Below are 24060 nucleotides of genomic sequence, written 5' to 3'. Positions count from 1 at the left end.
TTTCGCCGTTTGCGCGGGGCGCCCCCGACAATGGTTCCGTGAGTACGACGCACCTTCCCACCGCCGACCCGGCGCGCACCGCCCGTCTGCGCGACGCCCTGCTGGCGGCCGCCTTCACGGCCGACGGTCTCCTCGACCTGCTCGGCGCCTCCGCCTACGCCGCGCTCGCCCGCAGCGAGACCGTCCCCGCCCTGCGCGCCACCCGCGGCGACGGGCCCCTGGAGACGCTGGTCCGGCTCTTCCTGCTGCAGCAGCCCGTCGCCCGTGCGCGGGCCGCCGCGGTCCTGCCCGTCGAGGACTGCCTCACCGACGGCTGGCTGGTGCCCGACGCCGCGGACGGTGAGCTCCTCCGGGCGAGCGTGGACGTCCGCCCGTACGGCGGCCCCGAGGGGCAGGACTGGTGGATCGTCTCCGACCTGGGCTGCGCCGTCGGCGGAGCGGGCGGCATCGCCGGGGGCGGCGCGGGCCCCACCGGCGTGGACCGCTCGGAGCTCGTCCTCGGCGTGGGCGGCGCGTCCACCACCCTCGCCGGGATCACCGTCCGCACGCCCGTCGCCGACGCCCTCGACCTCGGCACCGGCTCCGGCATCCAGGCGCTGCACGCCGCCCAGCACGCCACCCGCGTCACCGCCACCGACCTCAACCCGCGTGCGCTGCACATCACACGGCTCACGCTCGCACTCTCCGGCGCTCCCGAGGCCGACCTGCGCCAGGGCTCCCTGTTCGAGCCGGTCGCCGACCGGACGTACGACCTGATCGTGTCGAACCCGCCGTTCGTCATCTCGCCCGGCGCCCGGCTGACCTACCGCGACGGCGGCATGGGCGGCGACGACCTGTGCCGCACGCTGGTGCAGCAGTCGGCCGACCGGCTCAACGACGGCGGCTACTGCCAGCTCCTCGCCAACTGGCAGCACGTCGGGGGCGAGGACTGGCGCGAGCGGATCTCGTCGTGGGTGCCGCGCGGCTGTGACGCCTGGATCGTCCAGCGCGAGGTGCAGGACATCGCGCAGTACGCCGAGCTGTGGCTGCGCGACGGAGGCGATCACCGGGCGGGTCCGCAGGAGTACGCGGCCCGCTACGACGCGTGGCTGGACGAGTTCGAGGCCCGCGGGACCAAGGGCGTCGGATTTGGCTGGATCACGCTGCGCAAATCCGGCTCGGATACGCCCTCGGTGGTCGCCGAGGAGTGGCCGCATCCGGTCGAGCAGCCGCTGGGCGCGACCGTACGGGCGCATTTCGAGCGACAGGACTTCCTGCGCACGCACGACGACGCGGCGCTGCTCGCGACGCGTTTCCGGCTCGCCGACCAGGTCGTGCAGGAGCAGGTCGGGCTGCCGGGCGCCGAGGACCCCGAGCACGTCGTGCTGCGGCAGAACCGCGGAATGCGCCGCGCCACCAAGGTGGACACGGTCGGTGCGGGCTTCGCCGGCGTGTGCGACGGCTCACTGCCCGCGGGCCGCATCCTCGACGCGATCGCCCAGCTGGTCGGCGAGGACCCGGTGCTCCTGCGGGACCGCACGCCGGAGGCGATCCGGATGCTCGTCGAGCAGGGCTTCCTCCTGCCGGTGGCCGGCTGACGGGTTACGGGGAGGAATATGGAAGGGGGTCGTCAGACCCACGAGAAGGGGAAAAGGAGGGGTCGTGTTCGCGTCACGTTCCCTCGGCCCCCGGCGTTCTGGGCGTGACCGCACGTGTCAGGGCCGTCACACTCACGGTGTGACGGTCCGGGCGGCAGACAGGACGCTTGTCGGGTTACCGTTCGAGTGGCGTTGCGGGCTTTTTCCGTTTGACACGGGGGCGGGATGTACCGTCACACTCCGCAGCGTCACGCAACGCCCACACCGAAACGCCCACACCGAGTGTCGACCGGAAGAAGAGCGAAGTTGTCCCCGACCAGCGAGACCGCACAGGGCGGCCGCCGACTCGTCATCGTCGAGTCGCCTGCCAAGGCGAAGACGATCAAGGGCTACCTCGGCCCCGGATACGTCGTCGAGGCGAGCGTCGGGCACATCCGTGACCTGCCGAACGGGGCCGCCGAGGTCCCGGCGAAGTACAAGGGCGAGCCCTGGGCCCGGCTCGGTGTGAACGTCGACGCCGACTTCCAGCCCATCTATGTCGTCAACTCCGACAAGAAGGATCAGGTCAAGAAGCTCAAGGAGCTGCTGGCCGAATCCGACGAGCTCTTCCTCGCCACCGATGAGGACCGCGAGGGCGAGGCCATCGCCTGGCACCTGCAGGAAGTCCTCAAGCCCAAGGTCCCGGTCCGCCGGATGGTCTTCCACGAGATCACCAAGGACGCGATCCAGGCCGCCGTGGCCAACCCGCGCGAGCTGAACAAGAAGCTGGTCGACGCCCAGGAGACCCGCCGCATCCTCGACCGCCTCTACGGCTACGAGGTCTCGCCGGTCCTGTGGAAGAAGGTCATGCCCCGGCTGTCCGCCGGCCGCGTGCAGTCCGTCGCCACCCGCCTCGTCGTCGAGCGCGAGCGCGAGCGCATCGCCTTCCGCTCCGCCGAGTACTGGGACCTGACCGGCGTCTTCGCCACGGGCCGGGCCGGCGACGCCGGCGACCCGGGCAGCTTCACCGCCCGCCTGAGCGCGGTCGACGGCCGCAGGGTGGCCCAGGGCCGTGACTTCGGCTCCACCGGGCGACTCAAGGACGGCACGCAGGTCCTGCACCTGGACGAGGCGAACGCCCGCGCGCTGGCCGCGGCCCTGGAGCAGTCGTCCTTCTCCGTGCGGTCCGTCGAGTCCAAGCCGTACCGCCGCTCCCCGTACGCGCCGTTCCGCACCACCACGCTGCAGCAGGAAGCCTCGCGCAAGCTGGGCTTCGGTGCGAAGGCGACCATGCAGGTGGCCCAGAAGCTGTACGAGAACGGCTTCATCACCTATATGCGTACGGACTCCACGACCCTGTCCGACACGGCGGTCGGTGCCGCCCGTGCACAGGTCACGCAGCTGTACGGCGCCGACTACCTGCCGGAGAAGCCGCGCACGTACGCCGGGAAGGTCAAGAACGCGCAGGAGGCGCACGAGGCGATCCGTCCTTCGGGTGATCGTTTCCGCACCCCCGCGGAGACCGGCCTGACCGGCGACCAGTTCCGCCTCTACGAGCTCATCTGGAAGCGCACCGTCGCCTCCCAGATGAAGGACGCGACCGGCAACTCCGTCACCGTCAAGATCGCCGGCCGGGCGAGCGACGGCCGGGACGCCGAGTTCAGCGCCTCCGGCAAGACCATCACCTTCCACGGCTTCATGAAGGCGTACGTCGAAGGTGCCGACGACCCCAACGCCGAGCTCGACGACCGTGAGCGCCGGCTGCCGCAGGTCTCCGAGGGCGACGCGCTGACGGCCGAGGAGATCACCGCCGACGGCCACGCCACCAAGCCCCCGGCCCGCTACACCGAGGCGTCGCTGGTCAAGGAGCTGGAGGAGCGGGAGATCGGCCGCCCGTCGACGTACGCGTCGATCATCGGCACGATCCTCGACCGCGGCTACGTCTTCAAGAAGGGCACGGCGCTCGTGCCGTCCTTCCTGAGCTTCGCCGTCGTCAACCTGCTGGAGAAGCACTTCGGCCGACTGGTCGACTACGACTTCACCGCCTCCATGGAGGAGGACCTCGACCGCATCGCCCGCGGCGAGGCCCAGGCCGTGCCGTGGCTGCGCCGCTTCTACTTCGGCGAGGGCCCCGAGGGCGGCGCCGCCGACGCCGGCAACGGCGACGGCGACCACCTCGGCGGTCTCAAGGAGCTCGTCACCGACCTGGGCGCGATCGACGCCCGCGAGGTGTCCTCCTTCCCCGTCGGCAACGACATCGTGCTGCGCGTCGGCCGCTACGGCCCGTACGTGGAGCGCGGCGAGAAGGACGCCGAGGGCCACCAGCGCGCCGACGTGCCGGGCGACCTCGCCCCGGACGAGCTGTCCGTGGAGTACGCCGAGGAGCTGCTGGCCAAGCCCAGCGGTGACTTCGAGCTGGGCGCCGACCCGGCCACCGGCCACCAGATCGTCGCCCGCGACGGCCGCTACGGCCCGTACGTCACCGAGGTCCTCCCGGAGGGCACCCCGAAGACGGGCAAGAACGCCGTCAAGCCGCGCACGGCTTCGCTCTTCAAGTCGATGGCCCTCGACACGGTGACGCTGGAGGACGCGCTCAAGCTGATGTCCCTGCCGCGCGTCGTCGGCACGGACGCCGAGGGCGTGGAGATCACCGCGCAGAACGGCCGCTACGGCCCGTACCTGAAGAAGGGCACGGACTCGCGCTCCCTGGAGAGCGAGGACCAGATCTTCGGCATCACGCTGGAGGAGGCCCTCGCCATCTACGCGCAGCCCAAGCAGCGCGGGCGGGCCGCGGCCAAGCCGCCGCTGAAGGAGCTGGGCACCGACCCGGTCAGCGAGCGTCCGGTCGTGGTCAAGGACGGCCGCTTCGGTCCGTACGTCACCGACGGCGAGACGAACGCGACGCTGCGCCGGGACGACGACGTCGAGACGATCACGCCGGAGCGCGGCTACGAGCTGCTGGCGGAGAAGCGCGCCAAGGGCCCGGCCAAGAAGGCCGCGAAGAAGGCGCCGGCGAAGAAGGCGGCGGCCAAGAAGGCGCCGGCGAAGAAGACCGCGGCCAAGAAGACGGCGGCGAAGAAGACGACGGCGACGAAGAAGACCGCCGCGGCGAAGAAGACGACCGCCAAGAAGACGACGGCGAAGACCGCCGCCGCGGCGAAGGCTTCGGCGGCCGCGGACGCCGAGTAGACGCACGCGGGCCGTCCCGGGCCGGGGTCGCACCGCAGTGCGCGCCCCGCGGTCGTCCTGCAGCGCGCGCCTCGGGGGTGTCCCGCGGCGCGCGAGGCGGGTGTGTGAGGTCGGCGCGTGAGGTCGGCCCGTCGCGAGGTTGACGCACGGAGGGCGGAGGGCCGGATTCCGGTCCGCCGCCCTCCGGCGTTCCCCGGACCGTCCGCCGCTCGTTCATCCGACTTCGGCTCGTTCACACGTTCGCGTGAGGGGTCCGGGGAGGCATCACGTATCGGGGCACTCCGGATAGGCTGGCAGGATGACGCGAGCCGAGCAGCCACCAGTGGACACCCCCACATCCGGAGCACTCGCCGCGGACTCCCGCGAGCGTGCCGTACGAGCCCTGCTGCGCTTCCGTCCGCTCAGGCGGCTGTGGAGCGCCCAGTTCGCCGGCGGTGTCGGTGACGCCCTCGCCCTTCTCGTGCTCCTGCTGCTGGCGTTGCAGGCCGCGGTCGCGGAGGGCTCCCTCGGGGGCGGCTACCGGGGTGCGGCCCTCGCGGTCGCCGCCGTCATCGGCGCGCGGCTGCTCGCGACGCTGCTGCTCGGTGCGGTCCTGCTGGGCCCCCTCTCCACGCTCTTCGCCCCCGCCGGTCCGCTCGACCGCCGCTGGACCATGATCGGCGCGGACGGGGTGCGGCTCGCGCTGCTCGCCGTCGCGCCCACGTGGCTCGACTGGACCGGCGACAAGGCCCTCGTGTGGCTGCTGGTCACGGCCTTCGTCGTCGGCGGCGCCGAGCGCGTGTGGACGGTGGCCAAGGACGGGGCCGTGCCCGGGCTGCTGCCCGCACCGCCGCCGGAGGGTGCCGCCGTGCGGCCGCTGCCGGACCACTACGAGGCGCTGCGGCGGCTGTCGCTGCGCACGACCTTCGTCGCGCTTCCCGTCGCGGCGGCCGGGCTCGTCGCCATCACGCTCGTCAGCAATCTCTTCGGCTCCGGGATCGACTGGTTCCACCAGCACCAGGCGGCGCTCGCCTCCTACCTCGCCGCCGGGCTGTTCGCGACCTCGGCCGCCTTCCTGTACGTCCTCAGGCTGCCCGTCCTCCCCGAGGGCGTGCAGGCCCCGCGCGTGCGCTCCCCGCTGGAGGGGATGCGCCGTCCCAAGACCGCCCAGGGCGTGCCCGACAAGGGCCGTACGGGCGCGATCCCGGTGCTCGTCCTGGCCTGCGCGGCCGTCGCGGGTGCGGTCGCCGCGGCCGTCGGCGTCGCCGCGCTCCAGGCCATGGACCTCGGCGGCGGCCCGGTCGCCTTCGGGCTGCTCGTCCTCGCGCTCTCCGGCGGTCCGGTCGCCGGCATCCGCGGCGCCCGCCGCGTGCTGCCCGGCTTCTCGCGGCGCCGTCTGCTGGCGCTGGCCCTCGCCCTGACGGGCCTGGCCCTGCTGACCGCCGGGCTGGTGCCCGACGCCACGACCGTGCTGCTGCTCGTCGTGCTGGCGGGCGTCGGCGCCGGCGTCGTCGCCAACACCGGCCACACCCTGCTCGACCAGGAGACGGAGGAGGGCCGGCGGGCCCGGACGACCGAGCACCTGCACGCGGTCGTCCGCGTCACCGTCGCGCTGGGCGCGATCGCGGCGCCGGTGCTCGCCGCGGCCATCGGTCCGTACCGGATCGAGCAGGGCAGCTTCGTCTTCGCGCACGGAGGGGCGGCGTTCACGCTCATGCTCGTCGGCGCGCTGCTGCTGCCCGTCGGCGCACTGGTCCTGGGCCGGACGGACGACCGGCACGGCGTGCCCTTCCACAAGGACTTGCTGGACTCGCTGCGCGGGGGTGACCCGTCCGAGGGAGCCAGCAGCAGCGGCTTCTTCATCGCCTTCGAGGGTGGTGACGGCGCCGGCAAGTCCACGCAGGTGCAGGCGATCGCCGACTGGATCCGCGCCAAGGGCCACGAGGTCGTCGTCACGCGGGAGCCGGGTGCCACGGCGATCGGCAAGCGGCTGCGCGCCATCCTGCTGGACGTCTCGTCCGCCGGTCTGTCCGACCGCGCGGAGGCGCTGCTGTACGCGGCCGACCGCGCCGAGCACGTCGACTCCGTCGTACGGCCCGCCCTGGAGCGCGGCGCGGTCGTCATCACCGACCGCTACATCGACTCGTCCGTCGCCTACCAGGGCGCCGGGCGCGACCTCTCGCCGACCGAGATCGCCCGCATCTCGCGCTGGGCGACGGACGGGCTCGTCCCGCACCTGACGGTGCTGCTGGACGTCTCGCCGGAGACCGCGCGCGAACGCTTCACGGAGGCGCCGGACCGGCTGGAGTCGGAGCCGGCGGAGTTCCACCAGCGGGTGCGGACGGGCTTCCTGACGCTGGCCGCCGCCGACCCCGCCCGCTACGTGGTGGTGGACGCCGGCCAGGAGCCGGAGGCCGTCACCACGGTCGTCCGCCACCGCCTCGACCAGATGCTGCCGCTGTCCGCGGCGGAGATCGAGGCCCGGGAGGCGGCCCGCAAGGCGGCCGAGGAGGAAGCGCGGCGCAAGGCCGAGGCCGAAGCCGCCCGCAGGGCCGAGGAGGCGCTCCGCGAGCGCGAGCGCCAGGAGCAGCTCGCCCGTCTGCGCGCGGAGGAAGAGGAGCGCAAGCGGCGCGAGGCCGAGGAGGCCGAGCGGCGCGAAGCCGAACGTCAGGCGGAGGAGGCCCGCCGCCGCGCCGAGGAGGCCCGCAAGGCGGCCGAGGAGGAGCGCCTGCGCCGCGAGGCGGAGGAACGCGCCCGGGCCGCCGAGCAGGAGCGCCTGCGCAAGCAGGCGGAGGAGGAGGCCCGGCTGCGGGCCGAGGCCGAGGAACGCCGCCTGGAGAAGCAGCGCAAGGCCGAGGAGGCACTGCTGCGCGCCGAGCGCGCGCGGGTGGCCGCGGAAGCGGCGGCTGCAGCGGCCGTGGCGGCGGAGGCGCCGGGCGGGACGCCGGGCGGGACGCCGGGTGACGCTCCGACGGTGGAGACGCCGTTGCCGTCGCGAGGTTCGGCCGGGCCGGCCGGGGCGGAGGAAGCGCCCACGGTGGAGAGGCCGTCGCTGCGCAAGACCGACGACGCGCGGGACACGGACGGCACGCACGGCGCCGGGGCGCGTCCTGCCGACGCGGACGCACTGACCGTCGAGACGCCGGCGCCGCGGACGGGCGATGACGCGCGGGACGCGCGCGTGCGGCCCGTCGGCACGCCCGCACCGCGGGCCGCCGATGCCGGTGCCGACGCCACGGGGCGGGCCCCCGTCGTCGGGACCGCTTCGCTCCGCAAGGCGCCCGCGGCCGAGGCACCCGCTCCGCGGGTCACCGACCCGCGGACTGCCGGAACGGGCCGGCGCGCCGAGTCGCGGCCGTCGGCTGCCGCCGCGGACGACGCGCCGACCGTGGAGACGCCGGCGCCGCGCAAGCCCGAGGCGAGCGGCGGTGCGGACGAGACGCAGACCCTCCAGTCGCCGGTCGTGCACCGGCCCGACCCGCGGGAGGCTGTGCTGAGGCCCGCCAGCACGGACGCGGAGGACGAGACGGCGGTGCTCCCGCCCGTACCGGTCCTCGGCGGGCCCGCGCAGCGCGTCACCTGGGGCGTCGAGCCCAAGGCAACCGACGGCGGCGCGGATCAGGACGAGACGGCCGTGCTGCCGAAGACGCCGGCTCGACCGGATACGTCGGCTCGACCGGATACGTCGGCTCGACCGGATACGTCGGCTCGACCGGATACGTCGGCCCGGCCGGAGAACCCGGCCGACCGTGTGCCGGACTGGCTGTTCCGCCCCGACGACGCCGCGCCGGCCGAACCGGAGGCGGAGCGGACGCGCGAGCTGCCGCCCGTCGTCGACGACGCTGCGTACGAGCAGGGCCCCGTCCGCAGACGTCGCCGTCCGGAATGGGCAGAGGACGACGCCCCCACCCTCGCCGACGACCTCCTCGGCCGCCGCGACGACCGCTCGACGGACTCGTCGGGCTCGACGGGCTCGACGGACGACGAGGGGCGCAAGCGCCGATAGACACCCCGAAGGCCCGCTCGGTGCTGCTCTGCACCGGGCGGGCCTTCGGCTTGGAGCCGGGAGCCGGGAGCCGGGAGCCGGGAGCCGGGAGCCGGGCCGAGGCCGGGGGGAGGAGCCACCGGCGGCGCTGCGCGGGCCTGCCGCCAGGCGCCCGGCCCTGCGTGTCACCGCCGCGCCGAGGATCGTCAGGCCCCCGCTCCTCCCACCCCGGCGCTCGCCCGGTGCCGGTCGTCTGGTTCGGGGTGTCAGTGGGGTGGCCCACAATGGAAAGCCGCAAGACGGACGGCAGCGGGCAGTAGCGGCGGCGCGTGGAGGACAGCCATGGCGGTGTGGGACGACCTGGTCGGCCAGGACCGGGTGATCGAGCAGCTCGCCGCTGCCGCGCGCGACGCGGACGCCTTGGTCACCGCCGAGGCGGCGGCGTCGGGCCCGTCGCCGGACGCGTCGGGGTCCAGCATGACGCACGCGTGGCTGTTCACCGGGCCCCCCGGTTCCGGCCGGGCCACCGCCGCCCGGGCCTTCGCGGCCGCCCTCCAGTGCGTCAGCCCGGACCGTGCCTTCGGCGGGGCCCCCGGCTGCGGCTTCTGCGAGGGCTGCCACACCACCCTGGTCGGCACGCACGCCGACGTCGAGGTCGTCCGCACGGACGTCCTGTCCATCGGCGTCAAGGACACGCGTGAGCTCGTCCGCCGCGCCCAGCTGTCGCCCGCCGGCGGCCGCTGGCAGGTCATCGTCCTGGAGGACGCGGACCGGCTGACCGAAGGCGCCGGCAACGTCCTCCTCAAGGCCGTCGAGGAGCCCGCTCCGCGCACGGTGTGGCTGCTCTGTGCCCCGTCGCTGGAGGACGTGCTGCCGACGATCCGTTCCCGCTGCCGGTCGCTGACCCTGCGCACCCCGCCCGTCGCCGCGGTCGCGGACATCCTCGTCCGCCGGGACGGCATCGAGCCGGCGCTCGCCGCGCAGGCGGCCCAGGCCACCCAGGGGCACATCGGCCGCGCCCGCCGCCTCGCCACCGACGAGCGCGCCCGTGCCCGCCGCGCGGCCGTCCTGAAGATGCCGCTGCGCGTGGCGGACATGGGCGGTTGCCTCAAGGCGGCCCAGGAGCTCGTCGACGCCGCCGCCGAGGACGCCAAGCAGGTCGCCGAGGAGGTCGACACCAAGGAGACCGAGGAACTGCGGGCCGCGCTCGGCGCCGCGGCCGGCACCGGCGGCCGCCTGCCGCGCGGCACCGCGGGCGCGATGAAGGAGCTCCAGGACCGGCAGAAGCGTCGCGCGACCCGCACCCAGCGCGACAGCCTCGACCTGGCCCTCTCCGACCTCACCGGTTTCTACCGCGACGTGCTGGCGATCCAGCTCGGCTCGCGCGTCGCCCTGGCCAACGCGGACGCCCGTGACACCCTGGAGCGGGTCGCCTCGGCCTCCCGGCCGGAGGGGACGCTGCGCCGCATCGAAGCGATCAGCGCCTGCAGACAGGCGCTCGACCGCAACGTCGCCCCGCTGCTCGCGGTCGAGGCGATGGCAGTGGCCCTGCGCGCGGGCTGACGAAGCGACGGCGGCCAGGCCATGGGCGGACGGAGGAACGGGCGGACAAACGGACGAGCGGACTAGTACGGCTGGGACGGGGCACACCGCAGGTTGGGTGATTCCTCACTCGTACGAGGCGTAGTGGCCCGTAAGGCTGGCCAACTGGGGTATCCGTCCGGATACGCTCCGTATTGCCCGTGTAGGTCCTCCGCATTTACGTATGTACGACATGTGACGTATGCCGTCGGTACGTCGGCATGCCTGCCCGCCCGCCCGGCCGGCATGTCCGCACCACACCGCACCGCGTCTCCCCGTGCGTCCGTCCCGTGCCGCAGGTCCTGCCCTGCCACCTGTCTCCCACACAGAGGGACCAGCCGATGGACACCAGCCGCCTGCTCCGCGTCTCCGGCACACTGGCCGCGACCGCGGCCCTGCTCGTCTCCGCCGCCGTCTCGGGAGGTGCGGCGCCGAGCTCGGCGGCATCGGGCAGAGCGCACGAGGAAGTGCCCACCGCCCTGCGCCCCTACTACGAACAGAAGCTCAGCTGGCACGCCTGCCCCGGCAAACGCAGGGACTTCGAGTGCGCCACGCTGCGGGCACCGCTGGACTACGCCGCGCCCTCCACCGGCAGCGACCTCAGGCTCGCCGTCTCCCGCAAGAAGGCCACCGGCTCCGGCAGGCACCTGGGCTCCCTCATGGTCAACCCCGGCGGCCCGGGCGGCTCCGCGATCGGCTTCCTCCAGGGGTACGCGGCCTCCTCGTACCCCGCCCCCGTCCGCGCCCGCTACGACATGGTGGCCATGGACCCGCGCGGCGTGGCGGCCAGCGAACCCGTCACCTGTCTCTCCGACGCCGACATGGACGCCTTCACCCAGGTCGACACCACCCCGGACGACGCCGACGAGGTCCGCGAACTCACCGCCGCGTACAGGGGCTTCGCGGAAGCCTGTGCCGAGCACTCGGGCAAGCTGCTCCGCCACGTCTCCACCGTCGAGGCCGCCCGCGACATGGACGTCTTCCGGGCCGCCCTCGGCGACGACAAGCTGCACTACGTCGGCGCCTCCTACGGAACGTTCCTCGGTGCCACCTACGCCGGCCTCTTCCCGTCCCGCGTCGGCCGGCTCGTCCTCGACGGCGCGCTGGACCCCTCCCTCAGCGCCGATCAGGTCAACCGCGAGCAGACGGCCGGCTTCCAGACCGCCTTCGCCTCCTTCGCCGAGGACTGCGCCCAGCACGACGACTGCCCGCTCGAAGCCGGCGGCCGGCCCGAGGTCGCGAGCACCCGCCTCAAGATGTTCTTCGACGAGGTCGACCGGCGCCCGCTTCGTACCGGTACGTCCCGTCAGCTGACCGAGAGCCTCGCCACCACCGGTGTGATCTCCGCCATGTATGACGAGACGACCTGGCCCATCCTCCGCAAGGCGCTGCGCTCCGCCCAACGCGGGGACGGCGCCCTGCTGCTCCGGCTCTCCGACGCCTACTACGAGCGCGACGAGCGCGGCGTCTACGCCAACCTCATGCCCGCCAACTCGGCTGTGAACTGCCTCGACCTCCCGCCCGCCCTCCAGACCCCCGGCGCCGTCCGCCGGTCCCTCGCCGACTTCGAGAAGGCGTCCCCGGCCCTCGGCGCGAGCTTCGCCTGGGCATCGCTGAGCTGCGCGTACTGGCCCGTCCCGGCCGTCGGCACCCCCCACCGCATCACGGCCCCGGGCGCCGCCCCCATCCTCGTCGTCGGCACCACCCGCGACCCCGCCACGCCCTACCCCTGGGCCCGCGCCCTCGCCTCCCAGCTCTCCTCGGGCCGCCTCCTCACCTACGACGGCGACGGTCACACCGCCTACACCCGCGGCAGCTCCTGCGTCGACTCCGCGATCAACGACTACCTGCTCACCACCACCCCGCCCCCCACCTCCCGCAAGTGCTCCTGACCCGCGCCCCTGCCCCCCACGACCGCCCCTGACCTGCCCGGACCCCTCCCGGACCACCGTGTGCGGAGCACCTCGGAAAACTGTGTAAACTTGGGCCCGCTGCTGATGCCGACCTCGGCTTTCCGCAGCGGTGCCGCCTTAGCTCAGTTGGCCAGAGCAACGCACTCGTAATGCGTAGGTCTCGGGTTCGAATCCCGAAGGCGGCTCCATCATCGGAAAGACCACCCCTGAACGTTCAGGGGTGGTCTTTCCTCGTTCGGCGGGTGTTGGCGGACACCGCGGTCGGTTCAGGCCGGTGCCCCGGCGGTGCGCGCCGGGGCCGTGGCGGGGGAAGCCGGGGCCGGGTGCCCGGCCGGGCCGGTCAGGCGTGGCCCGCCGGTTCCGCGGCTGCCGCCCGCAGGCGGAGGGGTCGCTCGGGAGAGATGTCGAGGCGGGCCAGGACCGTGGGCACGGCAATGTTCGGCAGCAGGAGCTGGAAGAGCAGCGAGATCTCGCGGACCAGCTCCGGGGGCTCCGCCACGGCCTCCGAGATCAGCTGAACGCCCGTCCAGGCGCCGACCAGCAGCCGCGAGGTCTCCACCGGGTCGATGTGCGGGAGGAGCTCGCCGCGGGCCTTCGCGTCCGCGAGGAGCTCGGCGCCGACGGTGATCCAGTCCGGCCAGCTGGTGCCGAACAGCGCGCGGGCGCGCATGTCGACCGACAGCCGGATCGAGGCGCGCAGCATCGGCTCACGGGGCAGCCGGTAGGCGAGGAGCAGCGAAGTGTCCAGCAGCTCCTGCAACTTGAACTGCTGCGGTACCACGCCCTCCGTCGTCACGGCCTCGCCGAGAACGCCGCGAGCAAGATCTTCTTTTGAGCTGAAATGGAAGTACAGGGCACCCCGCGTCACATCGGCGCGGGCAAGGATCTGGGAAATCGTGGCCGCTTCGTAACCGCACTCGTCGAAGACTCTCCCGGCGGCTTCCAGAATCACCTGTCGGGTCCGGATTGCGCGCTCCTGCTGCGCCACGGAAACCCCTCCTTCTCTTCAACGGCCCCCATTGGAATGTACCAATAGGTAGGTATCTTTGGCGGCCAGTGTTTCGTGCTCAGTCCTACGCCTTGGCGCCCCAGGGGGGATCATGTCCGTATCTCTGCAGCAATCCTGCACGCTGGTGCCCGGAATTCCGAAATCGGCAACCGGTTCCGGTGCTCCGGCGCTCCCGGCCTATGCGGCGGACTCCGGACAGGTTGCCTCAGAAGCGCCCGTAACATCCCCTTCCGCCGCCCCCCACCTGGGCGGGGGCCGGGTCGCCAAGGAACTCGTCCACTTCCACGACGAGGAATCCGTCCTGGTCTACGGCTGGGCCCGCCGGGGCCCCCGGGAATTCACACTCGCCGTCGAGTGGCCCGGCAGCACATCAGGCCGCCGGCCCGATCCCGTGCTTGCCGCGCAGACGGTGCGGCAGTGTGGACTCGCCATTTCCCATGCCGAGTTCGGCATCCCTCTTGATCATCAATCGCTGCTGTGGGACCTGAACTACAGCATTGCCCCGACGCTGCCCGTGGACGGGAATGGACCTCTGCGCCTCACCGTGGATCTGAGGTGTTCACCGGCGAAAGACGGGCGGGGCGCCCGTCCCTTGGGCACCGAAACGATGGATTTCACCGTCCGGCAGGGCCGTCAGGTGGTGATGCGTGCCCACTCCCGTTCCGCGTGGATTTCCCCCGACGTCTATCGCCGGCTCCGCGGCCCGTACCTCTCGCCGGCCTGGGGCGCGTGGGAGGTGCCGCCGCCGGTGCCCGCGGCGAGCGTCGGCTGCCGCTCGGCCTCGGAGGTCGTCCTGGCGGCCACGGACCGGCCGGGGGCCTGGCTGCTGCGCAACGACGTCACCAACAAGGCCATGTTCGACCACCCCGTCGACCATGTACCCGGGCTGTCCCTCCTCGGGGCGGCCGCCCAGGCCGCCCAGGCGGCCGTCTCGCCGGCCGTCCTCGTGCCGACGGACGTGACCACGTCCTTCAGCCGGTACGTCGAGTTCGACGCCCCGTGCCGGCTGACCGCCAGGGTGCTGCCCGCCGACGGTGACGGTGACGGTGATGGTGCCGAGGGTGCTGACGGTGTCGGCGACGTCGCCGGTGCTGCTGACGCCTCCGGTGCCGGTTCGGGTGCCGGTGTCGGTGCCGCCGGCCGGACGCTCGTCGAGGTCATCGGCGAGCAGAACGGGGAGGCCGCCTTCCGGATCGGGCTGCGGGGGCTGCTGGACTGAGCGGGGCGGCCGGGCCCCCCGCCTCGGTCCGTCCCCGAGCCGGGAGGCGCCGTCCCCGAGCCGGGAGGCGCCGCCTCCCGGGCCCGGCGGCCGTCACTGGTTGACGAAGCCGCCGTCCACCGGCATCACCACGCCCGTGAGGAACGGCGAGCGGTCGCTCAGCAGCCAGGCCACCGCCTCGGCGATCTCCTCCGGGTCGGCCGTCCGGGCCTGCGGCGTCATCGCGTTGACCATGTCCTCCAGACCCGGGTTGCGGTCGAACCAGTCCGTCGTGATCTCGCTGCGCGTGGTCCCCGGCGCAACGGCGTTCACCCGGATGCCCTGCTTCGCGTACTCGTCGGCCGCAGCCCGGGTCAGTCCCACGACGGCGTGCTTGGACGCGATGTACGGCGCGGCGGCGGGGATGGCGACCAGGCCGCCGACGCTGCTGTTGTTGACGATGGCGCCGCCCCCGTTCTCCAGCATCGCCGCCAGCTGGTGGCGCATGCAGTTCCACGTGCCGCGGACGTTGGTCTCCATGATCGCGTCGTAGACGTCGGCGCCCATGAGGTGCATGGGGGTGCGGTCACCGCCGATGCCGGCGTTGTTGAAGGCCGCGTCCAGCCGCCCGTACCGCTCGACCGCGAACTGCACGGCGCGCTGCGCGTCCTCCTCCCGGGTGACGTCGGCGACGACGTACGCGGCCTCGGCGCCCTGGCTGCCGAGCTCCTCGACGAGGGCGGCCAGCCGGTCCTCGCGGCGGGCGGCCAGGACGACCGTCGCGCCCTCGCGCGCGAACACGCGGGCCGCCGCCGCGCCTATGCCACTGCTCGCGCCGCTGATAAAGGTCACTTTGCCGGAAAGGAGATGATTTCTCGTGCTGGTCATGAGTGTGCAGTGTGCCAGGGCGGACGACCGGCCCGGAGGGCGGCCCGGCGCAGGTCCGGAGGAGGCCCGGAGGAGGCCCGGAGGAGGCCCGGAGAGGGTCGGGGCCGGGGGCGGGGCCGGGGGCGGCGAGGGGCTCCGGGGTGGCCGGGGGAGTGGTCGGCGGCGGTCCAGGAGACGCGCGTGCGATATCAGCTGTATTGATCGTATGTATGCCGTTTCTCCGTCAATTCTGTGGGAAAGCTGTGCCTTCCCGGTGGACTTCCCATGGCGTTCGACGGACGTCAGTTCACTTTGTGTGGATAAGTCCGCTCTTCGGGTGAACTTTCCGAGCATAGGTGTGGCGCGCTTCCCTGTGCGGCATGCACTGCACATAAGCTGGCACGCCTTTTCGGCGGCCCTGGGCATCGAGAACCGACGCGACTGGGAGGCCGTTATGGCGACACTTTGCAGACCGGCGATCGCCGTCCCCGAGCACGTGATCACGAGGGAGGAGACCCTCCACCTCGCGCGCACCCTCCACGGCGATCATCCGCAGCTGGAGCTCGCACTCCGGCTGATCGGCAACACGGGTGTGCAGAAACGACACCTCGTTCAACCGATCGAGGACACGCTCAAGCACCCCGGCTTCACCGTGCGGAACGCCCGCTACGAACGCGAAGCCAAGGCCCGCGTGCCCGACGTCGTCCGCCGGGCGCTCGACCACGCCGAGCTGACGACACGTGACATCGACCTCATCGTGTACGTCTCGTGCACCGGTTTCATGATGCCGTCGATGACCGCATGGCTGATCAACACCATGGATTTCCGCAACGAGACCCGGCAGTTGCCCATCGCGCAGCTGGGCTGTGCCGCCGGTGGCGCGGCCATCAACCGGGCGCACGACTTCTGTCAGGCGTACCCGCAGGCCAATGTACTGATCGTTGCGTGCGAGTTCTGTTCACTGCTCTACCAGCCGACCGACCTGGGCGTCGGGAACCTCCTCTCCAACGGCCTCTTCGGCGACGCCCTGGCCGCGGCCGTCGTGCGCGGGGAAGGCGGTTCGGGCGTACGGATCGAGCGCAACGGCTCGCACCTCGTGCCCGACACCGAGGAGTGGATCTCCTACGGAATCCGGGACACCGGCTTCCACTTCATCCTGGACAAGCGCGTGCCCGGGACCATGGCCATGCTCGCGCCCGCCATGCGCGACATGGCGGAACCCCACCAGTGGGACGTCTCCAAGCTCGACTTCTACATCGTGCACGCCGGCGGCCCGCGCATCCTGGACGACCTCAGCCAATACCTCGGCCTGGAACCCGAAACGTTCCGCTACAGCCGGGAGACGCTCACCGAGCGCGGCAACATCGCCAGCGCGGTGATCTTCGACGCCCTGGAGCGGCTCTTCGTCGACGGTGGCGCTCCGGCCGACGCCCGCGGCATCATCGCCGGCTTCGGGCCGGGCATCACCGCCGAGATCGCGCTGGGCACATGGACCGGCCCGAGCCCCGGCCCCGACTCCGGTGAGGACGAGCAGGGCGCCTTCGCGTCGGTGATTCAGCCGGCCTGACGCGCAGTCAGGGCGGCACCCGGCTGGACGCGGCCTCGTGGGTGGTGGCCGTCGGGCGCGCCCAGCCCACGAGGCGCGGCGCTCGGGCCCGTTCCGTCACCCTCGACGGGCTGCCGCCGCGCCCCAGTTGCTACGGGCTGCGGGCTACCGTCTACGGCTTACCGCCTACGGGCTGTCCGTGACGACCAACCCGACGACCTTGTCGTCCGCGTACCAGACGCGCACGCTCCCGTTGCTCCCGGCGCGGCCGCTCGCGAACGCCGTGTGCACCGCCTGCCGTACCGCCGGGTCCGGGCTGTCGAGTCCGCGCCACGCCCCGGCCACGTACAGCCGCAGCTGCGGCGGGCGTTCCGGAGGGTACGGAATGAGCTCGTCCCACAGGCGCTCGGCGGTGCCGGAGGCGACGCGCGAGGGCAGCAGCCGGCCGACGGCCGCGCGGATGTCCGGGCGGTTGCCGATCCGCTGCGATGCGGGCCGGCCCGGCGCGTCCTGCTGGGGCGAGCCCGTCGTCCGCAGCAACTGGCGTGCCCGCGTCGGCGACAGCGGCTCACGGCCCGCCGCCGCGAGCACGCCCTGGACGGCGGCCAGCGCGCCCGCCACCATCGCCGAGGCGGCCGACGTGCCGCAGAAGACGTCCGTATACCAGGTGTCCTGCCGCGCACCGCCCTGCAGATCGCCCGCGCCGTCGCCGTGTCCGCCCGCGGTGGTCACCTCCAGGCCCCAGCCCTGGGCGTCGAGGCGTCCGCCGTGGTTGGAGAACGCCAGCCGCGAACGGTCCGGGCCGTGGTCCCGGCCGTGCGTGCCCGGGGGCGGCGCGCCCGCCCCCACGAGCACCGCGCCCGAGGACGGGCCGGCGGCCCCGAGCGGGTTGCGCCACCAGGAGGGGAAGCCGTCCGGACGCGCCTCGTACAGCGGGTCGTCCAGGCACTCACCGCCGTTGCCGCCGGCCGCCACGACCAGCACGCCGCGGGCGGCGGCGTAGCGGACGGCGGCGAAGTCGTCGGGCCACCACTCCAGGGGGATGCAGCCGCGCTGGTCGTCGCGGTGGCGGTAGCCGAACCGCGGGCCGGGCCGGTGCAGTGCCACCAGCACCAGTCCGCCCGGCGGCAGCCGGTCGGCCGCCGCCCGCACCGCCCGGGCCGAACCGATGCCCGGGAAGGACGCGGCGGCGGTGAGCGTGCCGGGGGCGATTCCGGTGATGCCGCGGCTCGTACGCTCGCCGCCGACCACGCCGAGGGTGCTGGTGCCGTGGTTGCACCATGCCGGGTCCTCCAGGGGCGTGCCGGCGACGATGCCGGCGAGCTTGCGCCCCAGGTCCGCGTGGCCGAGCCGCCAGGCGCCCTCCACGGCGACGACGCCCACGCCCTCGCCCGTACCGCCGGGCTGCGTCCAGGCCCAGCGCGCGTCGACGCCCCCGGGGGCGGGGCCGAGGTAGCCCTGGCGGGCGGTGAAGTCGGGGGTGGCGGTGGCCAGGGCCGTGTCGCCCTCGTTGTGGGGGCCGTAGGCGGGCAGGGCGCCCGGTTTGACGTACGCCCCGTCGACCCCCGGCAGTACGGCCAGCCGGGCGGCCAGCTCGTGGTGGTGGCGCTCGGTGCCGCGCACGCGGTGGAAGAGCGCCGGCAGTCCGTCGTCGTGCGCCTCCTCGTCGGAGCGGCCCCCGGGACGCCCGTATCCGAAGAGGGGTTCGAGGGTGAGCTGCTCGTCGGTCAGGAACCGGTTCAGCGCGGTCATGTCGGCGCCGGCCTCGGAACGTATGCCTCCGGGATGCGCGCGCAGGGCGGCGGCGGGGTCGGCGACCACGATCAGCTCGTGGCCGGCGGGGAGGTAGGTGAAGGCGCCGGGATGGCCGGCGCGGGGGCCGTGGGCGGGGTTGCCGTTGGGGCTGCCGTGGATGCCGTGGGGACTTCCGCAGGGGTCGCTCGTGCCGGGGCGGTGCTCTTGCCCGTCCGTCATGGGCCCACAATCTGCTGCGAGATCACTGCGCGTGGCAAGGCGGTCGCGTCGGACAGGGCGGGAGGCGGTCCGCCGGGGGAGTGCAGGCGGTACGAGCGCAGGTCACCCGGGGGTGAACCGCGCCCGCACCGCCGGAGGGTGGGGCGATTATGCGCCGTTGTCGGCAGCGGGTCCGTTGCCGGACGCTCTCATGCCCACTCGACCCTCCCGGTTCTCTCAGTTCTCAGAGGCTGAACCCGGCTCTCAGAGGGTCGAACTCGGCTCAGAGGTCGAACTCGGCCGGGTTGATGCCGAGGGCGAAGCACGCCTCGCGGACAACGGCCTGTTCCGTCTTGTCGAAGTCGCCGTCGGCGCCACCGATGACAATGCCGATCTGGATGACGGCGCGCGCCTCGGTCGGCTTCTTCTGGACCTTGCCGATGGTCTGCATGACGCTGACCTTGCCGAAGTCGAAATCGGCCGTCAGCTTCTGGCAATAGTCGTTGAATCGCGCCTGAAGGTCGTCCGCCGGGAAGTTCTGCAGAACGTCATTGGTGGCGATCAGCGAAGCGACGCGCTGCCGCTCGGAGGCATCGATCGAACCGTCAGCAGCCGCCACCAGAGCGCACATTGCCATGCTCGCGTCACGGAACGCCCCGCTCTTGAGCTCGTTCTTCTTCGCCAGCAGCTGGCCCTGCATCGTCGTGGCCGAATCCTTGAGCCGGTCCCAGAGCGCCATGGTGCGTATTGCTCCTTGTGAAATAGGGGGTGCACCTGCAGAACTGTTCCGGGGGGTAAAGAAGTTCCCAAGGGGGCGGAGACAAGCCGAATCGAGCGGGAGCGGGCCGGAAATGGGCGCGATCCCGCCCCCTTCAGCTCGCCATGGGGTCCAGATGAAGTGGCTTGATCTTTCCCTCGATCATGGCGCCCAGTCCGACCACGGAACAGACGTCGGGCTGGTCCGCGATACGGACGAACATGCCGGTCGCTTCCTCGATCATCGTGTCCAGCCCCGGCAGCATCGCACTTCCGCCCGCCAGCATGACGCCGCGTTCCGCAAGGTCGGCGACCAGATCGGGCGGGCATTCGCGCAGTACGCGCCCGATGGCGTCGATCACGGCCGTGAGCGGCTTCTGGATGGCCTCGCGGACATGGGCGGTGTTCACGAGGACCGTGCGGGACAGACCCGTGGCCACGTCCCGGCCGCGGACCTCTGCCTCCGCACTGACCGCGTAACGGTCGAAGAGGGCGAGGTGCAGGGGGTGCAGGCCCTGGGAAGGCAGCATCAGCTCGTGTTCGCTGCGCAGGTGCTGGATCACGGCGTAGTCGATCGCGTCCCCGCCGACCTGCACCTTCTCGGCCGCGACGATCGATCCCAGGGAGAGGACGGCGACCTGCGTGGACGCCGCGCCGCAGACGACGATCATCGATGCTTCCGGCTGTTCGACGGGCAGTCCGCAGCCGACCGCGGCGGCGATGAGGGTGTCGACCAGCTCGACGCGGCGCGCGCCGAGCGCGTTGAGCACCTCGACGGCGGCCCGCTGCGCGATCGGCTCGGCGTCGTGCGGCAGGCAGACCGCGGCCCGCAGCAGGGGTTTGCGCCGCCAGGCCCGGCGGATCTTGTCGTCGACGAGGAAGCGCAGCATGCGCTGGGCCATGTCGATGTCGACGACCGTGCCGCCGGAGATGGGGCGTACGACGCGGATGTGACCGGGGGTGCGGCCGGCCATGCCGCCGGCGAGCGTGCCGACCGCGATCAGCGAGCCCGTTCGGGTGTTGATCGCGGCCAGGCTCGGTTCGTCCACGACCAGGCCGGTGTCCTTGAGATAGACGCGGGTCCTGGCCGCCCCGAGATCGACGGCTACGGTGCAGCGGCTCAGCTGGTCGAGGCTGAGGGTCATGGCGGGGTACCTGCCTGGGGTGCGACGGATCGGGGCCGTCCGATGGCGGCCCCTTCGGCCATCGTGCAAGGAGGCGCGCCGCACTGCCCGCTGGAATGCGCCGCCCGGGGGAGCGGCGATGACGGGCAGTCAGGGGGCGGGTGGGTGTACAGGCCGTGGGGCGGGGGCGCGGACGGGGGTGGAGATGGGTGAGGTGTGTGCCTGGGGGGTCCCCCTCCCCCCTGCCCCCCACCCACCCCCAGCTTTCCCCCGGACCTTCCATGCCTCCCCCCATTGGCGGCATGGCCGGTCTGTGGGCCGGGAGCGGAGGCGAACACCCCCGTCGCCCGTCTCCGTTCCCCGGCTCACGGAAGTGAGTTTGCCAGCAGGGTCTGACAATCGCGCTGACCTCGGATTTCGCCACGCATGGGGGGTGACGGCCGCCGCGCGGAGGGGCGCCTGCGGGCCTACGCTCAAAGACATGAGCGAGCCAATGGCATGGCAGGTCGCCGCCGATGTCGAGGGCCGTCCCACCGGCCGTGAGTGCACGCACCTGGACGAGGCCCGGGAGGTCATGGCGAGCACGACGGAAGGCTGCGAGGAGTGCTTGCGCATCGGGTCCACCTGGGTCCATCTGCGCGAGTGCCTCGTCTGCGGCCATGTGGGCTGCTGCGACAGCTCACCGAAGCGGCACGCGAACGCCCACGCGCACAATGTGCCCGGGCACGACCTCGCCCGGTCCTACGAACCGGGCGAGGACTGGGCCTGGTGCTACGCGGACGAGCTCCTCCTGGTCCCGACGTCCGCCACCGGTACGGACGGGTAGGCGGACGGGCGCCGGCCGCCCACCGCCACCCCGGTACCCACGGCAGCCGCACGCGCCGGCCGCGAGCGGCCTGCCCGGCGCCGGCTGTGAGCAGTCCTGCCCGGCGCCGGCCGGGGCTGCCCGCCGGCCGCGGGCCGCGGGCGCGAGCCCGGCTGCCCGGGTGCCGCGCCCCGGTCCGGCTGGCTGGCCGCCCACCCCCCCCGGTAGCTATGGCCGCCGCACGCGCCGGCCGTGGGAGCGGCACTGCCCAGGCGCCGCGCCCCGGCCGGCTCCGGCGGCGAGCGGCGGTGCGGCCTGACCGCCGACAGCCGCCACCCGGCGCGTGCCGGCCCGACGAGCCGGGGGCCAAGCCGGTGGTCAAGGGCTACGGGCGTCGCCTCCGGGCTCCGGCGCGCGGCTGCCGACCGGGCCGTGTGCTCGTATAACTGCCGCTACCGGACAAGTAGCTCTCTGTAGCCGACCTGAGGGCTGGATGTCCCGGGACCGCCTGGTCGAGGCGGTGGTGGCCCGGTGCCGCAACGACCACATCGAGCCGCCGGCCCCGGCGAGGGGCCGGCGGCTGGTGGGCAGGGCGATGAAGGACTTCGACACCCGGTTCTGCCGGACGACCGTCGATCGGCTGTCGCACATGACCCGCTCGCGGCTGGAGGACGTGGTCGCCAACGGCGAGCCGGGCGGCGAAGGGGCGGTTGCAGGCGGGGGCCGGTCGTTCTTGAGCGAGCTGAAGACGGACCCCGGGGCGCCGGGCCTGGAGAGCCCGTTGGCGGAGGTCAACAAGTTGGAGCGGGTGCGGACGCTGGACCTGCCGGCCGACCTGTTCGCCGACGTGTCGGCCGGGGGCTTCTCAGGCTCCGTGCGGGGAGTTCGATGAGCGTTGTTCTTCTTGCAGGGGAGCCTCCCAGGCGACGGTGATGTCGCGGGCGACATCGCGGAGGAGGTCGATGAGCATGTCTGCGAGTGGTGTGAGGCTGGCGTCTGTTTTGGTCACGGCGTAGAGGTGGCGGTAGGGCCTGGGGTGGGCCAGTTCGCGGTGGGTGGTGCCGGGCGCATGGGTCAGGGCCAGGCGCGAGACCAGGGCCACTGCGATGCCTGTGCCGACGAGAGCCTGGGCGACATCGTAGGACTCGGTCTCGAACCGCACGGTGGGAGTGAAGCCGGCCTCGCGGGCCGCGTCGTGGAACTGTCCGCGGGCGGCATGGCCGGCCAGGATGGAAACCCACGATTCGTCGCGCAGTTGTTCCAGGTGAAGTTCGGTGTCCGCGGGATGCCCGGTGGCCAGTGGATGGTCGTCGGGGAGAACCACGACCATCGGGTCCAACAGGAGCGAGTGGGCCCGTATGTGTGGGGGCGGCGTGAGCGGCGTGCCCCAGGACGCGACGATGGCCACGTCGAGGCGCCCCGCGCTGATCTCGTCCGCTCCGCGTCCGGACACCACGTCCACGACCGAGACGTCGGCGTCCGGATGACGGTGCCGCAGGGCCGTCAGGGCGGGTGGCAGCAGGTGCAGGGCAGCCGCCTGGAACGTTCCGATCCGCAGTCGCAAGGAGAGGTGGCCGAGCAGTGCGGCCAGTTCCGCCTCGGCCTTGTCCGACGCCTCCTCCACGGTCCGACCGTGGGAGGCCAGCAGCGCACCGGCCGCGGTCAGCGTTGCCCCGCGAGGACCACGGATGACCAGCGGCACCTGCCAGTCGCGCTCGGCCTTGACCACCTGCTGTGTGATCGCAGCGGGCGTGAGCCGGAGGGCGTGAGCCGCCGCCGTCAAGGAGCCGTGCCGCTCGATCAACGCGAGAAGCCGGAGCTGTCCCGGGTCCACCACCATTCACTGATCCTAACGCTGCACCCTTCTCTTTTAACTTCTCTTATGAGTACGGGAGAGGAAGCCTGGTGGTGCATCCATCGGCCGCAATCCCCGGAAGGGGCTCTTTCCCATGCCCACGCATGTGCCCGTTTTCATCGCCACCACCTTGCTGTTGGCGATGCTGCCAGGCGCGAGTGCAGCCCTGATGATCCGGCAGGTTCTGGAAGGCGGCCAACGTACGCTCCAAGGCACGCTCGCGGGCAATGCCACCGGCTTCCTGCTGTGGTCCACGGCCGCCGCAGCCGGTCTGTCCGCCGTCCTGCTGGCCAGCCCCACCGCGTACACGGCGCTCCGGATCGCAGGCGGCATCGTGCTGATGTACCTCGGGGTGAAGACGCTTCGGAACACGATCAACACCACCGTCTCCACCACCCCGACCGACAAGGACGAGCGCGGCACCGGCTTCGCGAGCGGATATCTCATCGGCCTGAGCACCAACCTCGGCAACCCCAAGGCGGGCGTGTTCGCCATCTCGGTGCTGCCCCAGTTCGTGACCGCGAAGGGCCCGGTGTTCCTGTCGACCGTGGCCCTGGGAGTCGTGTGGGCGCTCGTCAGCGCCTCCTGGTACATGTTGCTCACCTGGGCCGTCAGCCGAGGGCGCGACCTGGTGTCGAAGCCGACCGTCCTGCGGGGACTCGGCGTGACCACCGGCATCGTCCTGCTGGGGCTGGGCGCTGCGGTGGCAGCAGGTATCTGAGGGCCGGGCCGGTACTTCCCGGC

General features: G+C 72.7%; 16 protein-coding genes and 1 tRNA gene. 11 read left to right on the top strand and 6 right to left on the bottom strand.

The window, feature by feature from the left end; all coding sequences use genetic code 11:
* The first annotated feature begins 38 nt into the window (after positions 1 to 38).
* The 6 genes from IE182_RS02695 (at position 39) to IE182_RS02670 (ending at position 12391) form a co-directional block, all read left to right on the top strand.
* Positions 39 to 1577 (top strand): DUF7059 domain-containing protein, encoded by a 1539-nt coding sequence (locus IE182_RS02695; RefSeq protein WP_190108000.1) that lies wholly within the window; start codon positions 39 to 41, stop codon positions 1575 to 1577.
* A 306-nt stretch (positions 1578 to 1883) separates the two neighbouring features.
* Complete coding sequence (gene topA, locus IE182_RS02690) at positions 1884 to 4745, top strand: type I DNA topoisomerase (protein ID WP_190107999.1); 2862 nt, start codon at positions 1884 to 1886, stop codon at positions 4743 to 4745.
* A gap of 298 nt (positions 4746 to 5043) precedes the next feature.
* The gene (gene tmk / locus IE182_RS02685; RefSeq protein WP_190107998.1) at positions 5044 to 8730 is read left to right on the top strand and encodes a dTMP kinase; all 3687 of its coding nucleotides are present in this window, start codon (positions 5044 to 5046) and stop codon (positions 8728 to 8730) included.
* Between the two features lie 321 nt (positions 8731 to 9051).
* A complete protein-coding gene (locus tag IE182_RS02680) occupies positions 9052 to 10272 on the top strand; it encodes a DNA polymerase III subunit delta' (protein ID WP_190107997.1) in 1221 nt (406 codons plus the stop codon).
* 359 nt (positions 10273 to 10631) lie between these two features.
* Positions 10632 to 12182 carry an alpha/beta hydrolase gene (locus IE182_RS02675; RefSeq protein WP_190107996.1) on the top strand — a complete coding sequence of 517 codons (1551 nt, stop codon included), beginning with the start codon at positions 10632 to 10634 and terminating at the stop codon, positions 12180 to 12182.
* A gap of 132 nt (positions 12183 to 12314) precedes the next feature.
* Positions 12315 to 12391: transfer RNA gene (locus IE182_RS02670), tRNA-Thr, on the top strand.
* A 152-nt stretch (positions 12392 to 12543) separates the two neighbouring features.
* Here the strand turns inward: IE182_RS02670 and IE182_RS02665 are convergent.
* Complete coding sequence (locus IE182_RS02665) at positions 12544 to 13191, bottom strand: ScbR family autoregulator-binding transcription factor (RefSeq protein ID WP_190107995.1); 648 nt, start codon at positions 13189 to 13191, stop codon at positions 12544 to 12546.
* Between the two features lie 112 nt (positions 13192 to 13303).
* Here IE182_RS02665 and IE182_RS02660 point away from each other — a divergent pair, with 112 nt between their 5' ends.
* On the top strand, positions 13304 to 14431 hold the full coding sequence (locus IE182_RS02660; RefSeq protein ID WP_190107994.1) for a ScbA/BarX family gamma-butyrolactone biosynthesis protein: 1128 nt from the start codon (positions 13304 to 13306) through the stop codon (positions 14429 to 14431).
* Positions 14432 to 14524: 93 nt separating this feature from the next.
* Here IE182_RS02660 and IE182_RS02655 read toward each other — a convergent pair whose 3' ends face one another.
* Entirely contained in the window at positions 14525 to 15298 is a 774-nt protein-coding gene (locus tag IE182_RS02655; RefSeq protein ID WP_190107993.1) for an SDR family NAD(P)-dependent oxidoreductase, read from the bottom strand.
* Positions 15299 to 15731: 433 nt separating this feature from the next.
* Here IE182_RS02655 and IE182_RS02650 point away from each other — a divergent pair, with 433 nt between their 5' ends.
* Positions 15732 to 16844: a type III polyketide synthase gene (locus tag IE182_RS02650; RefSeq protein WP_190107992.1), complete on the top strand. Its 1113-nt coding sequence runs from the start codon at positions 15732 to 15734 to the stop codon at positions 16842 to 16844.
* Positions 16845 to 17009: 165 nt separating this feature from the next.
* Here the strand turns inward: IE182_RS02650 and IE182_RS02645 are convergent, their stop codons facing one another.
* The 3 genes from IE182_RS02645 to IE182_RS02635 form a co-directional block, all read right to left on the bottom strand.
* The gene (locus tag IE182_RS02645; protein WP_190107991.1) at positions 17010 to 18797 is read right to left on the bottom strand and encodes a S8 family serine peptidase; all 1788 of its coding nucleotides are present in this window, start codon (positions 18795 to 18797) and stop codon (positions 17010 to 17012) included.
* Between the two features lie 262 nt (positions 18798 to 19059).
* Positions 19060 to 19515: a tellurite resistance TerB family protein gene (locus IE182_RS02640; RefSeq protein ID WP_190107990.1), complete on the bottom strand. Its 456-nt coding sequence runs from the start codon at positions 19513 to 19515 to the stop codon at positions 19060 to 19062.
* Between the two features lie 133 nt (positions 19516 to 19648).
* Positions 19649 to 20677 carry a rod shape-determining protein gene (locus IE182_RS02635; RefSeq protein WP_190107989.1) on the bottom strand — a complete coding sequence of 343 codons (1029 nt, stop codon included), beginning with the start codon at positions 20675 to 20677 and terminating at the stop codon, positions 19649 to 19651.
* A 472-nt stretch (positions 20678 to 21149) separates the two neighbouring features.
* On the opposite strand from IE182_RS02635, the gene IE182_RS02630 reads away from it, so the two are divergent.
* Together IE182_RS02630 and IE182_RS02625 are read left to right on the top strand one after the other, a co-directional pair.
* The gene (locus tag IE182_RS02630; RefSeq protein ID WP_190108355.1) at positions 21150 to 21482 is read left to right on the top strand and encodes a UBP-type zinc finger domain-containing protein; all 333 of its coding nucleotides are present in this window, start codon (positions 21150 to 21152) and stop codon (positions 21480 to 21482) included.
* 472 nt (positions 21483 to 21954) lie between these two features.
* Entirely contained in the window at positions 21955 to 22353 is a 399-nt protein-coding gene (locus IE182_RS02625) for a hypothetical protein (RefSeq protein ID WP_190107988.1), read from the top strand.
* On the opposite strand, the gene IE182_RS02620 is transcribed toward IE182_RS02625, so the two are convergent.
* Entirely contained in the window at positions 22327 to 23301 is a 975-nt protein-coding gene (locus tag IE182_RS02620; protein ID WP_190107987.1) for a LysR family transcriptional regulator, read from the bottom strand. The genes IE182_RS02625 and IE182_RS02620 overlap by 27 nt on opposite strands.
* 109 nt (positions 23302 to 23410) lie before the next feature.
* Here IE182_RS02620 and IE182_RS02615 point away from each other — a divergent pair, with 109 nt between their 5' ends.
* Positions 23411 to 24037: a LysE family translocator gene (locus IE182_RS02615; RefSeq protein ID WP_190107986.1), complete on the top strand. Its 627-nt coding sequence runs from the start codon at positions 23411 to 23413 to the stop codon at positions 24035 to 24037.
* The last annotated feature ends 23 nt before the right edge of the window (positions 24038 to 24060 follow it).

Origin of the sequence: Streptomyces cinnamoneus, from assembly GCF_014650495.1 — a bacterium.
Lineage (GTDB): Bacteria > Actinomycetota > Actinomycetes > Streptomycetales > Streptomycetaceae > Streptomyces > Streptomyces cinnamoneus.
This window is presented reverse-complemented; position numbering and strand designations above follow the sequence as displayed.

Coding starts and splice junctions, on each gene's coding strand:
- tmk (WP_190107998.1), top strand. CDS start 5,044: ATGACGCGAGCCGAGCAGCCACCAGTGGACACCCCCACATCCGGAGCA.
- IE182_RS02680 (WP_190107997.1), top strand. CDS start 9,052: ATGGCGGTGTGGGACGACCTGGTCGGCCAGGACCGGGTGATCGAGCAG.
- IE182_RS02675 (WP_190107996.1), top strand. CDS start 10,632: ATGGACACCAGCCGCCTGCTCCGCGTCTCCGGCACACTGGCCGCGACC.
- IE182_RS02660 (WP_190107994.1), top strand. CDS start 13,304: ATGTCCGTATCTCTGCAGCAATCCTGCACGCTGGTGCCCGGAATTCCG.
- IE182_RS02655 (WP_190107993.1), bottom strand. CDS start 15,298: ATGACCAGCACGAGAAATCATCTCCTTTCCGGCAAAGTGACCTTTATC.
- IE182_RS02650 (WP_190107992.1), top strand. CDS start 15,732: ATGGCGACACTTTGCAGACCGGCGATCGCCGTCCCCGAGCACGTGATC.
- IE182_RS02645 (WP_190107991.1), bottom strand. CDS start 18,797: ATGACGGACGGGCAAGAGCACCGCCCCGGCACGAGCGACCCCTGCGGA.
- IE182_RS02640 (WP_190107990.1), bottom strand. CDS start 19,515: ATGGCGCTCTGGGACCGGCTCAAGGATTCGGCCACGACGATGCAGGGC.
- IE182_RS02635 (WP_190107989.1), bottom strand. CDS start 20,677: ATGACCCTCAGCCTCGACCAGCTGAGCCGCTGCACCGTAGCCGTCGAT.
- IE182_RS02630 (WP_190108355.1), top strand. CDS start 21,150: ATGGCATGGCAGGTCGCCGCCGATGTCGAGGGCCGTCCCACCGGCCGT.
- IE182_RS02625 (WP_190107988.1), top strand. CDS start 21,955: ATGTCCCGGGACCGCCTGGTCGAGGCGGTGGTGGCCCGGTGCCGCAAC.
- IE182_RS02620 (WP_190107987.1), bottom strand. CDS start 23,301: ATGGTGGTGGACCCGGGACAGCTCCGGCTTCTCGCGTTGATCGAGCGG.
- IE182_RS02615 (WP_190107986.1), top strand. CDS start 23,411: ATGCCCACGCATGTGCCCGTTTTCATCGCCACCACCTTGCTGTTGGCG.